The sequence below is a fragment of the Mycobacterium sp. M26 genome (assembly GCF_001494595.1).
Lineage (GTDB): Bacteria > Actinomycetota > Actinomycetes > Mycobacteriales > Mycobacteriaceae > Mycobacterium.
The window spans coordinates 1,454,566-1,468,918 of record NZ_LN929907.1; the positions used below are offsets into that span (position 1 = coordinate 1,454,566).

The 14,353-nt window shown below is 66.5% G+C and carries 15 protein-coding genes; 6 read left to right on the forward strand and 9 right to left on the reverse strand.

Annotated features, from left to right (window positions below; translation table 11 throughout):
- Positions 1 to 87 precede the first annotated feature (87 nt).
- The 3 genes from mbp1 (at position 88) to BN3385_RS06935 (ending at position 2,496) form a co-directional block, all read left to right on the forward strand.
- Positions 88 to 327, forward strand: a complete 240-nt coding sequence (mbp1, locus tag BN3385_RS06925; RefSeq protein WP_059015828.1) for a microaggregate-binding protein 1 — start codon at positions 88 to 90, stop codon at positions 325 to 327.
- 272 nt (positions 328 to 599) lie between these two features.
- The gene (locus tag BN3385_RS06930; RefSeq protein WP_059015829.1) at positions 600 to 1,874 is read left to right on the forward strand and encodes a L,D-transpeptidase; all 1,275 of its coding nucleotides are present in this window, start codon (positions 600 to 602) and stop codon (positions 1,872 to 1,874) included.
- 154 nt (positions 1,875 to 2,028) lie between these two features.
- The gene (locus tag BN3385_RS06935) at positions 2,029 to 2,496 is read left to right on the forward strand and encodes an HD domain-containing protein (RefSeq protein WP_059015830.1); all 468 of its coding nucleotides are present in this window, start codon (positions 2,029 to 2,031) and stop codon (positions 2,494 to 2,496) included.
- On the opposite strand, the gene BN3385_RS06940 is transcribed toward BN3385_RS06935, so the two are convergent.
- Entirely contained in the window at positions 2,493 to 3,227 is a 735-nt protein-coding gene (locus BN3385_RS06940) for a hypothetical protein (protein WP_059015831.1), read from the reverse strand. The genes BN3385_RS06935 and BN3385_RS06940 overlap by 4 nt on opposite strands.
- Complete coding sequence (locus BN3385_RS28035; protein ID WP_156432611.1) at positions 3,224 to 4,327, reverse strand: hypothetical protein; 1,104 nt, start codon at positions 4,325 to 4,327, stop codon at positions 3,224 to 3,226. The genes BN3385_RS06940 and BN3385_RS28035 overlap by 4 nt, the downstream gene beginning before the upstream one ends.
- A 180-nt stretch (positions 4,328 to 4,507) precedes the next feature.
- On the opposite strand from BN3385_RS28035, the gene usfY reads away from it, so the two are divergent.
- Positions 4,508 to 4,819 (forward strand): protein UsfY, encoded by a 312-nt coding sequence (gene usfY / locus BN3385_RS06945; RefSeq protein WP_059015832.1) that lies wholly within the window; start codon positions 4,508 to 4,510, stop codon positions 4,817 to 4,819.
- Between the two features lie 361 nt (positions 4,820 to 5,180).
- On the forward strand, positions 5,181 to 7,661 hold the full coding sequence (locus BN3385_RS06950) for an IniB N-terminal domain-containing protein (protein ID WP_059015833.1): 2,481 nt from the start codon (positions 5,181 to 5,183) through the stop codon (positions 7,659 to 7,661).
- Between the two features lie 46 nt (positions 7,662 to 7,707).
- Here BN3385_RS06950 and BN3385_RS06955 read toward each other — a convergent pair whose 3' ends face one another.
- From BN3385_RS06955 to BN3385_RS06980, 6 genes are all read right to left on the reverse strand, one after another.
- Positions 7,708 to 8,472 (reverse strand): SDR family NAD(P)-dependent oxidoreductase, encoded by a 765-nt coding sequence (locus BN3385_RS06955; protein ID WP_059015834.1) that lies wholly within the window; start codon positions 8,470 to 8,472, stop codon positions 7,708 to 7,710.
- A gap of 2 nt (positions 8,473 to 8,474) precedes the next feature.
- A complete protein-coding gene (locus tag BN3385_RS06960; RefSeq protein WP_059016475.1) occupies positions 8,475 to 9,212 on the reverse strand; it encodes a glucose 1-dehydrogenase in 738 nt (245 codons plus the stop codon).
- Between the two features lie 10 nt (positions 9,213 to 9,222).
- On the reverse strand, positions 9,223 to 9,813 hold the full coding sequence (locus BN3385_RS06965) for a TetR/AcrR family transcriptional regulator (protein WP_059015835.1): 591 nt from the start codon (positions 9,811 to 9,813) through the stop codon (positions 9,223 to 9,225).
- Positions 9,814 to 9,819: 6 nt separating this feature from the next.
- Complete coding sequence (locus BN3385_RS06970) at positions 9,820 to 10,515, reverse strand: crotonase/enoyl-CoA hydratase family protein (RefSeq protein ID WP_059015836.1); 696 nt, start codon at positions 10,513 to 10,515, stop codon at positions 9,820 to 9,822.
- A 76-nt stretch (positions 10,516 to 10,591) separates the two neighbouring features.
- On the reverse strand, positions 10,592 to 11,401 hold the full coding sequence (locus BN3385_RS06975; RefSeq protein ID WP_059015837.1) for a DUF8453 domain-containing protein: 810 nt from the start codon (positions 11,399 to 11,401) through the stop codon (positions 10,592 to 10,594).
- Between the two features lie 63 nt (positions 11,402 to 11,464).
- Positions 11,465 to 12,166 (reverse strand): glycoside hydrolase family 25 domain-containing protein, encoded by a 702-nt coding sequence (locus BN3385_RS06980; RefSeq protein ID WP_059015838.1) that lies wholly within the window; start codon positions 12,164 to 12,166, stop codon positions 11,465 to 11,467.
- A gap of 71 nt (positions 12,167 to 12,237) precedes the next feature.
- Between BN3385_RS06980 and BN3385_RS06985 the strand changes: the two genes are divergently transcribed.
- Positions 12,238 to 13,572 (forward strand): PE-PPE domain-containing protein, encoded by a 1,335-nt coding sequence (locus BN3385_RS06985; protein ID WP_059015839.1) that lies wholly within the window; start codon positions 12,238 to 12,240, stop codon positions 13,570 to 13,572.
- Positions 13,573 to 13,585: 13 nt separating this feature from the next.
- Here the strand turns inward: BN3385_RS06985 and BN3385_RS06990 are convergent, their stop codons facing one another.
- The gene (locus BN3385_RS06990) at positions 13,586 to 14,302 is read right to left on the reverse strand and encodes an MBL fold metallo-hydrolase (RefSeq protein WP_059015840.1); all 717 of its coding nucleotides are present in this window, start codon (positions 14,300 to 14,302) and stop codon (positions 13,586 to 13,588) included.
- Between the last annotated feature and the right edge of the window lie 51 nt (positions 14,303 to 14,353).

Here is a 14,353-nt window from a genome sequence, read left to right on the forward strand (position 1 = left end):
TCCAACTCCATGTAGTCGGCGCGACCGAATGCGCCGGCGTATGTGAGCGCCGCGGATTCCCCCGCGGCTCGTGAGGAGGAGATTGTCATGTCGGATGCCAAGGACATCGCCAAGGATGCTGCCGGCGGTCTGATCGAGGACCTCAAGGGCAAGGCCAAGGAGGTCGTCGGCACGGTCACCGGTCGTGACGACCTGGTGCGTGAGGGCCAGGCCCAGCAGGACAAGGCAGCCGCCCAGCGCGAAGCGGCGGCCAAGGAAGCCGAGGCCGAGAAGGCCCGGGCTCAGGCCAAGGTGCACGAGGCCCGTCAGCAGGCTGAGCAGAAGTGATGATCGCGGCGCGGGGCGTATCGCCCCGCGCCGCGCTCTGCGCCACCGCGGGCCGCAGACACCGTTCGGGCCTGTCGGGCTGGACCCTGGTGAGGTGCGATAACGGGGCTGCGTGCAGGTCGCGGAAATTAAGCTCCGCTAAGAGACGGGTGTTTGCTGTCTGTCGGCGACCGTTCGGGCCTCATCGCGTCGAAACTCGGGCCGGTTTCCGTCTATGATCGCAGTCGTCAATGGTGACGCCGGCAACATTTCGTCGTCCAGCTCTGGAGTGAATTTCGGTGAGTCGTCCCGGTCGTGCTAGCACGGCGATCCTGGTGGTGGGCGCATTGCTCCTGGGTGTTCTCGGCAGCGACGTGGCCGGCCTGCCTGGATGCCAGGACGGCTGCAAGACTCCTGCGGCCGCAGCGGCAGCTGTCGCGCCTCCAGAGACTCCCCGGCCGCCGCTGCTGGGCGTTGCTCCGGCGAACGGGTCATCTGACCTCAGCCCGCTGAGCCGAGTCTCGGCGCGGGCCGTTGCCGGCAGCCTCACCAACGTCTCCCTGGTCGACGACTACGGCAACACCGTGCCCGGGACGCTCTCGGCTGACGCAACGTCCTGGCAGCCCAGCGAGCCGCTGAAGTACGGTCGCGACTACACCATGCAGGTGGCAAGCCGCGGCACCAGTGGTGTGCCGCTGGCCCGCACGACGACCTTCGCGACCGCCACCCCCAACAACCTGACCTCGGTGTACCTCGAGACGCCCGGCGGGCTGCCCATCCACGAAGACCAGCGCTACGGCATCGGCACCATCATCTCGGCGCGCTTCGACGAGCCGATCACCGACAAGGCGGCCGCCGAACGTCAGCTGGTCGTCACCACCAACCCGCCGGTGAAGGGGTCGTGGTACTGGGTGGACGACGCGACGGCGCACTGGCGTCCGGAGAAGTACTACAGCCCCGGTACCACCGTCACGGTGACGGCCAACGTCTTCGGAGTGGCGCTCGGCGACGGGTTGTACGGCCAGAACAACGAGAAGGCCACGCTGACGATCGGCGACGCCCACGTGTCGATCGCCGACGACACCACCAAGACGGTCAACGTCTTCGACAACGGCAAGCTGGTGCGTAGCATGCCGACGTCGATGGGCCGCGGCGGCTACGAAACCATTGCGGGACGGACGTTTTCGTGGTGGACCCCGCCCGGGGTGTATACCGTGATCGACAAGGCCGACGTGGTGACCATGGACTCCTCGACCTACGGCCTGCCGGTCGCGTCGTCGATGGGCTACAAGCTGAAGATTCCGTACGCGACCCGCATCAGCACCGACGGCATCTACTTGCACCAGCTCAATGACACGGTGTGGGCACAGGGCAACACCAACACCTCGCACGGCTGCCTGAACCTCAACAGCGAGAACGCCGCCTGGTTCTATAACTTCTCCCAGCCCGGTGACGTCGTGGAGGTGCGCAATACCGGCGGCCCGCGGCTGGAGATCTGGCAGAACGGTGACTGGTCGCTGCCGTGGGCCGAGTGGCTCAAGGGCAGCGCTCTGACACCCAAGCCGTAACCCGGGATTTGGATACCCCCCACAGGTATACAATGGGGGCTATGAGTGAACAGACAACGACGTCGGCCTGCAGCAACCCGAACTGTACGTGCCAAAACTGCACGTGCGGAGATAGCTGCAGCTGCGGCAAGTCGGACTAGAAACGGGACTGCCGGTGGCCGGTGACGATCTGATCGACGTCGCCGACCGGCTGTGCGTGCGCTGGCACGACGGGCACACCGATAAGGCCGGCAAGCCCTACATCGAGCACCCGCGCCGGGTGTCCTCCTATGTGGCTGGCGACAACGCGGTGGCCCGCGCCGCGGCACTGCTGCATGACCTGCTCGAGGACAGTGGCGTTGGCGCCGAGGAGTTGGCCGCTGAGGGCATCCCGGTCGACGTGATCGAGACCGTCGAACTGCTGACCCGCCGCGATTGTGTGTCGGCTGAGGAGTACTACCAGCGGATCAAGTCCCATCCGAATGCGCTCGAGGTCAAGCTGGCCGATCTGGCCGACAACACCGACCCGTCGAGACTGGCGCTGCTGGATACCGCGACTCAGGACAAGCTGAGACAAAAGTACCTGGGCGCGTACGCCGCTTTGGGTGTTGATCCGTCCGACGGCGACCGGCGGCGCGGCTAGTCGGCCTGGCTCTTCTTGACGCCGCGGCCGGAGCTTCCGGTGGCGGTCTGCTTGGCCGGGGTGTTCGCCGTGTCGGTGTCCGACGCGTCCGCGGTGCGGTGCGTGGATGCTGACACGGGGGCAGTGAGGTCAGCTGCTGGGGCGGGCTGGGCGCGGACGGCCGCCAGTGCTGCGCGACGTGAGCTGGCGACGCTGCGTTGTGCAGGTGTGGCCGACTGACGTGCTTTCGGCTCGGCGACGGATCCCGACTGCGCTTGTGCTGCAACGGGAGTGGCGGGCTGGAACAGATTCGTCACGCTCTGCTTGATCAGATCGAGCGGAACGGTGATGAACAACCGGAGTCCTTCGACAAGGGCGGCTCCGATATCGAGACCATGTTGAAAGCCGCTGAAGTACGCCGTGAAGACCGCACCGGCTGCGCTGAGTGCGAGCAGGTAGGGCAACGTGACGGGAAACGAGACGTACCACGCCGCAGCCGTCACCACGGATTTGACGACGTCAACGACGCCCTGCAGCGACGGCAGTTGCACATTTGGCTGTGCGTCCGCAGTTGGCTGAATTTTGCCGGCAGCTTGCGGGGTCGCGGCAGTAGCCGCTTCAAGCTGGATATCGGCGATGTTTACGGCCGCGAGGGTGGCCGCCCCGGGAGCTTCCGGGGGAGCGGTGACCAGGCCGAGGACGACGGTTGCCGCGATGAGCGCCGCGTATAGGCGCGTGATGAGTGCGGTCACGTTAACTGACACAACCTAGTCGGTTTGGCTCTTCTTGACGCCGCGGCCGGAGCTTCCGGTGGCGGTCTGCTTGGTCGGGGTGTTCGCCGTGTCGGCATCCGACGTATCTGCGGTGCGGTGCGTGGATGCCGACGCGGGGGCGTTGAGGTCAGCTGCCGGGGCGGGCTGGGCGCGGGTGGCGGCCAGCGCTGCGCGACGTGAGCTGGCGACGCTGCGTTGTGCAGGTGTGGTCGACTGACGTGGAGGTCAGCTGCCGGGGCGGGCTGGGCGCGGGTGGCGGCCAGCGCTGCGCGACGTGAGCTGGCGACGCTGCGTTGTGCAGGTGTGGTCGACTGACGTGCTGTCGGCTCAGCGACGGATCGCGACTGCGCCTGTGCTGCAACGGGAGTGGTGGGCTGGAACAGATTCGTGAGGCTCTGCTTGATCGCGTCGAGCGGAGTGGTGAGGTAGGTGATCACGGCTCGCAGGACCGCGCCCCCGATGTCGAATTGCGGATGACCACTCACCAAATTCCAGTACAGCTCCTTCCACGCGGCGCCGACGATGACCGACGGCAGCGTGATGGGCAGCGTGGCATACCAGAAAGCCGCCGAACCAACAGCTTGGACGACGTCAATCAATGCCTCTAGCGATGGCCCGGCGGCCGTCTGCCGCGTCTGCGCTGTGCCAGGTGCTGCCGACGACGGCAGGAATGGTGACAGTTTCGACGAGATCAATACCAGCGGCCCCGCGAAGTAAGTCGCCACTCCGTAGGCCAGGCTTTCGGCAAGGTTGATGTTGTAGCTGCCGTGAATGATGTTGAGCGCGAGGCTGAACCAGATGCCGAAAGCAAGACTTACCGGCAGGGTGATGGGGACGGCCGCGTACCACAGTGGAGTTGCGGCAATGAGCGCTGCAATCTCGACGACGTCGTTGATCGTCGGCGTGGTGGCATTGGCTTGTGGCGTGGCGGAAGCGGCTGCTTGAAGCTGGATATCGGCAATGCTGGCGGCCGCAAGGGCGGCCGGTTCGGGTGCGGTGTTCGGGGGAGCGATGACCAGGCCCAGGGCGACGATTACCGCGACCACCACCGCGGATAGCCGCGCAACGAGTGCGGTCATAGAACACCCCCGATCAGCCGGCGAACGGCACTGGCTACCAGCATTGTGCGGGCTCGACGACGAAATTGACGCACAAAACGTCGCGAACGGTCGTGAAGGTTTTCGCCGAGCCGGCACCCTGGTGTGATCTAGCTCACATGAGCGTACGATGGGGGTGTCTCTTCGCGGAAGGGAGACGCCATGAAGGGTGCGTATCGCGATCCGGTCGATCACGCGCGAACAACTCAGCCGCACGCCGGGGAATCGTTCGTCGACACCCTGTGGCTACCGGGGTTACTGCTCATCGCTCTGGGTGTGGTCGGGCTGGCCGGCGTTGTCGCCGCGCTCGCCTACAACCACCACGAGATTCTGATGGCGCTGATCTCGGCGGCCGCAGCTCTGTTGATCGCGGGCGGCCTGGCGATCACCGTCGAACACCACCGTGTGCAGCGCGTGGAACGTCAGTGGCTGGCTGAACATCCAGATCACTGGCAGAACCACTCGAGGGTCTGATCAGGCGGTGTCCAAACACCCATCGCGAGACGGGTGGCGATGATCTTCGCTTTGCTGAAAATGTCCTGACAGTCAATTTCGGGATAACGGTTGGGCATCGCTTGGTGCCCCAATGTTGCGTGTTCTCCGAGCTTTGATCAGCATCGATGCTGTTCACGTGGAGAATTTCCTGCTCATCCATGGTCGCGGAGAACCGATCCCCTAATCCCCTAAAGGGGATTGCTGGGATATCCCGGTAGGGGCCCTATTCAGTAGGGGACTGCGCCCCATGTTGGGGGCTGGAACTTGTCCATAGCGTGGCTATCAGTCACCGGGCGGGGCCGGCGATACAGGTTTTTCCGTAGACGAAAGGCACTCCTTCATGGACACCCTGCTTCAGTTCATTCTCGATCTGTTCGCCGACGAGAACGCCGCGCAGACCTTTGTTGCCGACCCGAGCGCCGCCTTGGCGAGCGCGGGGTTGGCCGACGTCAGCCCACAGCAGCTGCAATCGGTGGCTGCATCGGCGGTTCCCGGCCTGCAGCTGCCCGGAGCCGACCCCGTGGCGGGTCTGGCTCAGGCAGTGTCCAGCCAATACGGATTCGCACCGGTGGGCGACGCCGCGGTGGTCAGCGATCAGGCTCTGCAGATCGGTGCCGACGCCGGCAGCGGTCTTGCCGCCGGGATCGGCGAAGGAATCGGCGCCGGCCTGGGCACCGCACTCAGTGGTGGTCTGCAAACGGGCCTGGAGACCGGACTTGGCTTGGGCACTGGGCTTGGAATTGGTGGGGGCGCCGAGGTTGGCGGTGGCTTCAATGCCGGTCTGGGTACCGAGGTTGGTCTCGGTACTGGCCTGGGCACCGGTTTCGGCATCGGCGGCGGGGCCGAGGTCGGTGGCGGTTTCAACGCGGGCTTGGGTACTGAGGTTGGTCTCGGTACTGGCCTGGGCACCGGTTTCGGCATCGGCGGCGGGGCCGAGGTCGGCGGTGAGTTCAATGCCGGTCTGGGTACTGAGGTTGGGCTCGGCACTGGCTTTGGCAGTGGTATCGGTTTTGGTGGCGGTGCTGAGGTCGGTGGCGGTTTCAACGCCGGCTTGGGTACTGAGGTTGGGCTCGGCACTGGCTTGGGCACCGGTTTCGGCATCGGCGGCGGGGCCGAGGTCGCCGGTGAGTTCAACGCCGGTCTGGGTACTGAGGTTGGGCTCGGCACTGGCTTTGGCAGTGGTATCGGTGTTGGTGGCGGTGCGGAGGTCGGTGGCGGTTTCAACGCCGGCGTGGGCACCGAAATCGGTGCCGGTGGTGGCTTGGGCACCGGATTCGGCATCGGCGGCGGCGCCGAAGTGGGCGGCGGATTCCAGGGCGGAATCGGTTCTGAAATCGGCCTGGGTTCGGGCCTCGGTGTCGGCGGTGGCGCTGAAGTCGGAGGCGGATTCAATGCTGACCTGGGCGCAGGCGCTCACAGCGGCATCGGCACCGGTCTCGGTGTCGGCGGAAACATCGGTGGCGGCATCAACGCCGGACTCGGTGGCGCAACACAATTCGGCGGCAACGTCGGCGGCGGCGCCAACATCGGTGGCGGGGCCAACGCCGGAGCCAACATCGGCTCGACCTTCGCGGCGGGTGCCGGTGCGGAAGCCGTTGACCGCGGCCGGTTCTCGGCCAACAGCGGTATCGACGCGGAACGCCGCGTGAACCTGAATGCCAACTCCGGCGCACCCACGGTGAACACCGGGATCGGCGCCCAGGACACCTTCACCAGCTCTTCGAGTGCTGGATTCAGCACCCCGCTCGGCGGTGCAGGCTTCGCCAATCAGACCGCGGCAGCGGGCGGCGGCGCCATTGGACTCGGCGGCGCAGGCCTTGGCGCGGCGGGCAACACCGCCATCAGCAGCGCCACCACCGCAGGCGTCGTCAGCCCGCTCGGCGGCGCCGCACTGAGCACGCAGGCAGCAGCCACCAACACCGCGGCAGCCAGTTTCCTGCACAACGAAGGCGTAGCCCTCGGCGGTCAGTCGAGCGTCGCGGGCCAGACCAACTTCGGTGCAGGCTTCGGTTCACAGGCCAACGCTGGCGCCGGATTCGGTGGGCAAGCCAACGCCGGCGGTGGTTTCGGCACGCAGGCCAATACCGGTGGCGGATTCGGTGGGCAGACCAACATCGGTGCGGCCCTTGGCGGCCACACCAATGCCGAGGTCTCCACCCCGGTGGCCGGCGCCACTCTCGGTGGGCACACCAACGTTGCCGCGGGTGCGACGGCCGGCGGCAATGCCGACTTCCTCACCCACGAGGCAACAAGCCTCGGCGCGCACAGCACCGTGCACACCGGTGGGACAGCTGCTGCCGCTACGTCATCCGGCCAGACGACGGTCGGTGGAAATGTCGACGCCCACAACAGCGTCAGCGGGAGTGCTGACATCCTCGGGCAGGACAGCGCCGCCCTCGGCGGGCACAGCACCGTCAGCGGCGGCGCCAGCGCGGGAACGCACACACAGACCGGGTCGGCCGGCCAGGGCGCTGTCATCAACACCGGTGGATCGGCCTCTGGCGGCGGTGAGGTCGCGGCCGGCTCGCAGGGCGCATCCGTGATCACCGGCGCGCAGGGTGGCGGCGCGGCCACCGGGACGGCGTCGGCTGGCAGCAGCCATGCGTCGAGCACCGTCGACCAGCACGCGGCTGTCGACTCCTCCACCCACGTGGCGGCTCCGACTACGGATCACTCCGCGGTCGACCAGTCGTCGCACACTGCGGCCGATTACTCCAGCCACTCGCTGTTCGACGCCGGCCACGACTCGTCGGCCTCGCACGCCCAGGCGGCCACCGACCTGTCCTCGCACAACCAGTTCGACCAGCATCTGGGTTTCTGAGCCAGACCAGCACACTGTCGGTGGGGACCGCATGGTCCCCACCGACTTATGTCCAGGTTTCGGGCAGGTTGTGGCCACCATCGGCAACCAACACGGCGCCGGTCACGAACGAGGCCGTCTCGTGCGCCAAAAACAGTACACACGAGGCGATTTCGTCGGCTGTGCCACTGCGCCCGAACGGGCCTGTCTCGGCAGCGGACGCCTCGAACTCCAGTTGGGAGCCGGTCGCGACATAGCCCGGTGCGACGACATTGACCGTCACGCCGCGGCGCACCACCTCCAGCGCGAGAGCACGGCTCAAGCCCACCAGCCCCGCCTTGGCTGCGGTGTAGGTGGCCTGACCGGGCATCGCGTTCACCGTGCCCGTCGTCGAGCCCACCGTCACGATCCGCCCATAACCGGCTGACGTCATCACCGGCACCACGGCCCGGCACATCAGGAACGCGGTCGTCATGTTGCGGGCGATCGCTGCGTCCCAGTCCTGCAGCGATAGCTGCGCCACCTCGTCATCGGCGTCCCAGCCGCTCGTCACCGAGGTCATCCCGGCGTTGTTGACCAGAATGTCGAGCCGGCCCCAGGCATCGGTCGCGGTCTTCACCACCTCGTCGGCGGCACCGTCGACCGTCAGGTCTGCGACCACACCGATTGCAGCAGAGCCCAATTCAGCAGCACGGTCGTGAATCCGGTCGCTGGTCGCGCCGATCACCACTCGGGCGCCCTCGGCCACAAGCTGGCGTGCTACCGCGAACCCGATCCCGTCGGCTGCGCCGGCACCGGTGATGATGGCGACTCGATTCTCGAAGCGTCCCATGGTCACATCCTGTGCGGTACATCGGTGATCAAGCCACCGTCCATCACGAATTCCGCGCCGGTGGCGAATGATGACTCGTCACTGGCCAGGAACAGGACGAACGTCGACACCTCTTCGGGGTCGGCGATGCGACCCATCGGGGCGGCGACCAGATCTTCGGGCATGTGCGCGGTCATCGGGGTCCGGATCATGCCCGGGTGCAGTGAGTTGACCCGAATATTGTTGGCCGCCAGCTCCAATGCCGCTGACTTGGTGAGACCCCGGATCGCCCATTTGGACGCCACGTAGCCGTGGTTGCCCGGTGTGCCCCGCATGCCCTGGATGGACGACATGTTGATGATCGACCCGCCGCCGGCCGCGGTCATCGGCCCGATCACCGATTTGATCCCCAGCAATGTGCCGGTGAGGTTGACGTCGAGAACCCGTTGCCAACGCTCGGGCTCCAGATTGCGCAGGGTCCGGCGATAGACGATGCCGGCGTTGTTCACCAGAACGTCGAGGCTGCCGAACTCGGCGAGCGCCACGTCGACCGCAGCGGCCCAGTCGGCGGCGTCGGTGACGTCGAGGTGGACGTAGCGGGCGGCGTCGCCGAGCTCTTCGGCGACCGCGGTGCCGTCGTCATCGAGGACGTCACCGAGGACGACCTTGGCGCCCTCGCGGACCAGGAGACGGGCGTGCGAGGCGCCCATTCCGCGGGCCGCACCGCTGATGAGTGCGACCTTGCCCTCGACGCGTCCCATGCGCGGCACGCTACCGGCTGAACCCGGCCAGCACGGCCTGCACCCCCACGTCCCAGCGCCGGTTCACCGATGCGGCTGAGGTGCCCAACCACCGACCGGCCTCCTGAACCGCCAAACCCTGTGCCAGAGCGAGCAATACATGTGCGATATCCACCGGATCACCGACCAGCGCGCCAGCCTCACGGCAGCGCTGCACCTTGCCGACGAGAACCTCGCGGACCGTCGGCGCGGCGCCGACCTCCTCGGGACCAGGATCGAGATCCTGAAACGGCCGGCTGAACATCACCCGGGCCAGCGGCGGATAGTCCAGGCAGAACCGGCGGAACACCGGGATCACCGCCTTCAGGTCGGCCAGCGGATCGTCGGTGTCCGGCAGCTCGCCGAGCTGGCGGCCGAGCCGTCGGAACCCCTCGAAGAACACCGCCCGCAGCAGGCCTGCTTTGTCGTCGAACAACTCGTAGACCGCGGGCACCGAGGTTCCGGCGCGCTCGGCGACCCGGCGCGTGGTGAACCCGGACAGGCCGTCGTCGCACAGCGTGGTGACGGCGACATCGAGCACCCGGTCGCGCAGCTCAGGGGTGCGCTGCTTGACCCTCGGCACGGACTGCTACATCCCGAACTCGGAGTGGATGTTGTCGATGCCGTGCCGCATGGCGTCCAGGGTGTCCTGCCGGGCCCGCAGCTTGCTCGCCAGATGCGCACCCGCATTGAGGGTGGTGAACTCCGCGGCAGCCTCCAGCGCGCGGGGCAGCACCTGCTCGGGCAGCACGATCTCGTCCACCCAGCCGCCGGCCTGTGCGGTCTCGCCGAAGAACACCTTGGCCAGCCCGACCGCCTGCTGATAGGCCGATCGTGTGAGCCGAAGCTTCATCACCTCCAGGGCCGGGTAGGGCAGGACCATCCCGATCGCGACCTCGTTGGCCTGAAAGTTGTAGCTGTGGGCGGCGATCCGGTGGTCGAAGCTGCAGGCCAGGAAGGCGCCCATGGCGATGGCATGCCCGGTGATGGCAGCGACGACCGGCTTGGGGAACGACAGCAGGCGATGAGAGAGGTTGAAGCCAGCCTGCAGCATCGCGATCGAGGCATTGATATCGCCGGAGCGGAACACCTTGAGGTCGAAGCCGCCGCTGAACACCCGCTCACTGCCGGCCAGCACCACCGCGCCGGCGTCATCGGCCTCGGCGCGGTCAAGGGCGGTGTTGATCTCCTGCAGCGTGCTCGGGCTGAGCACGTTGACCTTGCCGTCGTCGAGTGTGATCACGGCGATCGCGTCGTCCTTGCGATAACTCACCGGCCCGCTCATGGAAGCTCCTTCGTCGCAGCGTCAATGCGGATCGACGTTACGTAACAAAGTTCCGATTGCCAAGAGGCAATCCGGATCAGCCATGGCGGGGGAGTCGAACCACCTCGGTCGGGGGCTCGAATTGGTTTCGACGCCAACGGCTCTGGGTCTCCTCGGCGGCCCGCCGCATCCGCTGGATCTCCGCGCGCAGCACATCGGCCCGGGTTTCCTTGCAGGCGAACTGGAAGTAGTCCAGCAACGTGCGCAGCAGTTCGAGCTTCTCGCGTTCCCGTTTGGCCAGATCGTGGCTGGTGAGCAGGTCCACGCGGCGGACCGGCGGCAGAGTTGCCCAGTCCAGCGAGATCTTGCTGCGGTAGACGCGGCGTCTGCGGCCAAACGTCCGGCTCCACCAGCCCGGTGCGGCGGTCCGGTCGTAGTAGGTCACCGCGCCGTCGAACCGGGACCCGATCGACGACCCGATCTGCTCGCGGTCGATCGCTGAATCCCAGACCGTGCGCCACTCCTGGGTCGGTGCGAGCTCTGGAATGCTCTGCGGGAGAGCAAGTTCCACGATATCGGCGAAGCCGTCCTCGGCCTGTTCGTAGCGGGCCACCGTGGGCGGAGTCTTGAAGGCCAGTTCGACGTCGTAGGCCGCCGATGTGCCGTAGTTGCGCACGACCAACTCGATCACGTGCCAGTCGGCCGCATGCGACTCCATGAACACCGCGACGTGCGGGCGTAGCTGTTTGTCAGTGTTGTCCTGTTGCCGACGGATCTGCCGATGCGTGTACAGCAGCGCCAGCAACCCCAGCAGCACAGCTGCCCAGGCGGCTACCACCAGCCACGTTCCGGCCCCGACCCCGGTTACATCTCCCCACAGATCCGCGAGCGTGCTCGCGTTTTCCACCCACCGCTTATATCACGGTCAGCCGAACGTTTCAGTATTGACGATAGTGAAAGATATTGGGGCTCAGGCGAGTCGGCGCTGCGCAGCGTACGGGCTGGCCTGTAGTAAAGCCCGGCGGCGCCGTGCGGCGAGTTGGACCGGAAGCACCGGAGAAATCCCGCACGCGGACGCGAACTGCTCTGCGGTCAGGCCGTCGGCGGAGTTCATGTCGCACCGGCCGAACGGCGACGCCCCTTCGGGCAGCCCGCCGCCGTACCCCTGGCCGTCGGTGTACTGGTGGGCGACCTTGCCCGGATGCGGCGGGTTGGAACCGTAGGCGGCGACCACCAAGCGGATGCCTGGCGGCTTGTCCGGCCACAGTCGGTTCAGATCGTCCACGTTGCCGTACCCGATCACCTTGGCCGTCGAACCAACGTAGGCGCCCACCTCCCGGTAGGCCGCGTTGATTCCCGCGGATTGGTCACCGGTGATCTGCCCGCCCCACGACTCGACGTCGATCATCACCGCCATCCGCGGATGTGGTGCTCGCACTTGGGATCTGAACGTCGCCACCGTCTGCTGCCAGTTGGTCCGCCAGACGAAGTAGGCGATGAAGAACACCAGGCGCCCGTTGTCGACATTGCGCAGACACCAGCCGTAGTTATTGACCCACCGGCGGTCGCGGTAGGTGCCGTCATTGGACCGGATGCACAACACCGGGTAGGGGTAGGTGTCGTTGACCCCGACCTGCCACTCGGAAACGTCGGCGTAGAGGGTGTCGGCCACGAATTCCAGCGTGCCACGCCGATCGGGTGTTCCCGCGCGCGAGTTGGCGCTGGCATGGTCAAATTTGTCGCATGCGCAACTTCCGGCGTTTGGCCGCAGTCCTGCTCGCACTGTTCAGCGCCGTGGTTCTCGGCGTTGCCTCGATATTCACGTCGGCGGTGACGCTGGCCGCGACGACCGCGCTGATCGTGCCCGGGACCGGAACCCCCGACGCCGATGCCGTCACCAATTTCAAGACGAACGTCCAGACCTACTACCTGGGCGACACCTCCTGCACGGCGCCGAGCTGTGTGCTGACCGGCATCCCGTACCCGGCGTCGTTGTGGCCGCTGGTGGGCGGCCTGACCGCACCCAAATGGGACCAGTCGGTAGCCACCGGCGTCGGGCACCTCAACAGCGCGCTGATCAACACGCTCGACTCGACCACCGACCCGATCGTCATCTTCGGGTTCTCGCAGGGCGCAGCGGTGGTATCCAACGAGATCACCAACCTGCTGACTTTGGACAGCTCGATCAAGAACCGTCTGCAGGTTGTCGTCGCCGGCAACCCGGATCGGCCCAACGGCGGCATCTGGACCCGTCTCGGACCGCTCAGCTACATTCCGATCCTCGACGTCGAGACCGGTGATGCGACACCGACCGACACCGGTTTTCCGGTCACCGACATCGCCTTCGAGTACGACCCGGTCGGTGATGCGCCCGCTTATCCGCTCAACCTGCTGGCCACGGTGAACGCGGTGATGGGTTTGATCTTCATCCACACCACCTACATCGCGCCCAACAGCAAGACCAGCCCGACGGCACTGCCTGACGGATACACCGCCGCCGAACTAGCAGCGCAATTGGATCCGGCGCAGCATCCGGAGAACTTCAAGTACTACAACGACACGACCTACGTCACCATCCCGACGAAGATCCTGCCGATCATGCAGCCACTGGTGCTGCTGGGGGCGGCCACCGGTCTCGGCAGAATCACCACGCCCATCGTGGACCTGCTCTCGCCCGCGCTGCGGGTTCTCATCGACACCGGCTATGACAGGACCACCAATCCCGGTGTCTACACGCCTTTCCGGTTGATCCCGCGGGTCAACCCACTGGAGGTTGCTGTCGACTTCGTCAACGCCGTCGGCCAGGGCATCAACCAGGCCATCGAGGACATCAAAACGGGCGCCACTGTTCCGGCAGGTGCGGCCGCGCCGGCGGCTGCCACGCCGCTGCGCAGTGTCGCCTCATCGGTCAGAGCCAGTGCGGCGGCAGCGACCCCGCGGTCGGCCTCGGCCGTACGCAAACCGCTGAGCGCGTCGTCGACGAAGAGTGGTGGTGCGGCGGGTGCGGCCGACACCACGACGTCGTCGCCGTCCGGGCGTCACGAGTCGGTGGGCCACAGCGCGCGCAACGCGGCCTAGCGTTGGCGGCGGGTCAGCCGCCCATGAACGAACGCCACTGATCCAGGTTCGACACCCGGTAGACGTAGTTGGACCGCTTGACGTCGGACAGCGCCGCGCTGGGCTCCGCCGAATACCAGTGCCCGGGGAACACCGTCGGGTCGCCGGGCAGATCAGCCAGCTGCTGCAGGCTGCGGAACATCTCGTCGACGTCGCCGCCGGGGAAGTCGGTACGTCCGCAGCCGTCGAGGAACAAGGTGTCACCGGCCACCAGCCGGCCATCGAGCAGGAAGCACTGACTGCCCGGTGTGTGGCCAGGGGTGTGCAGCAGTTCGATCTCGATATCGCCCACGGCGACCTTGTCGCGGTGCTCGTGGGTGGTCAGCTCACTCATCGGGATGCCGGTGGTCCGCGACACCCACAGCGCCTCGTGGGTATTGACGTGCACCGGGACACTGACCCGCTCGAGCAGCTCAGCCAGGCCCTTGAGGGTGAAGCCCATCATGGTTCCGCCGACATGGTCGGGGTGATGGTGGGTGACCAGGACCCCCGACAGGTGCATGCCATCGGCTTCCAGGGCGTCCAGCAGGTCACCGGCGGCGTAGGCGGGGTCGACGACCACCGTGTCACCGGTCTCCCGGTCACCGATCAGATAGGCGAAGTTGCGCATCTGCTGCGCGATCATGTCGCCGGGCGCGAAGTCTCGGCCGGAGAGAAGTTGGCGGAAGTACAGCCGGTCCGTCGATGACATGACCTCAGCCTATGGCGTCGGAACAGGGCGCTGAATTTCGCCCCTCGACGA

Excerpts from the sequence above, each read along its gene's own strand:
- mbp1 (WP_059015828.1), top strand. The coding sequence starts at position 88 with ATGTCGGATGCCAAGGACATCGCCAAGGATGCTGCCGGCGGTCTGATC.
- BN3385_RS28035 (WP_156432611.1), bottom strand. The coding sequence starts at position 4,327 with ATGACCGCACTCGTTGCGCGGCTATCCGCGGTGGTGGTCGCGGTAATC.
- usfY (WP_059015832.1), top strand. The coding sequence starts at position 4,508 with ATGAAGGGTGCGTATCGCGATCCGGTCGATCACGCGCGAACAACTCAG.
- BN3385_RS06950 (WP_059015833.1), top strand. The coding sequence starts at position 5,181 with ATGGACACCCTGCTTCAGTTCATTCTCGATCTGTTCGCCGACGAGAAC.
- BN3385_RS06955 (WP_059015834.1), bottom strand. The coding sequence starts at position 8,472 with ATGGGACGCTTCGAGAATCGAGTCGCCATCATCACCGGTGCCGGCGCA.
- BN3385_RS06960 (WP_059016475.1), bottom strand. The coding sequence starts at position 9,212 with ATGGGACGCGTCGAGGGCAAGGTCGCACTCATCAGCGGTGCGGCCCGC.
- BN3385_RS06970 (WP_059015836.1), bottom strand. The coding sequence starts at position 10,515 with ATGAGCGGGCCGGTGAGTTATCGCAAGGACGACGCGATCGCCGTGATC.
- BN3385_RS06985 (WP_059015839.1), top strand. The coding sequence starts at position 12,238 with ATGCGCAACTTCCGGCGTTTGGCCGCAGTCCTGCTCGCACTGTTCAGC.
- BN3385_RS06990 (WP_059015840.1), bottom strand. The coding sequence starts at position 14,302 with ATGTCATCGACGGACCGGCTGTACTTCCGCCAACTTCTCTCCGGCCGA.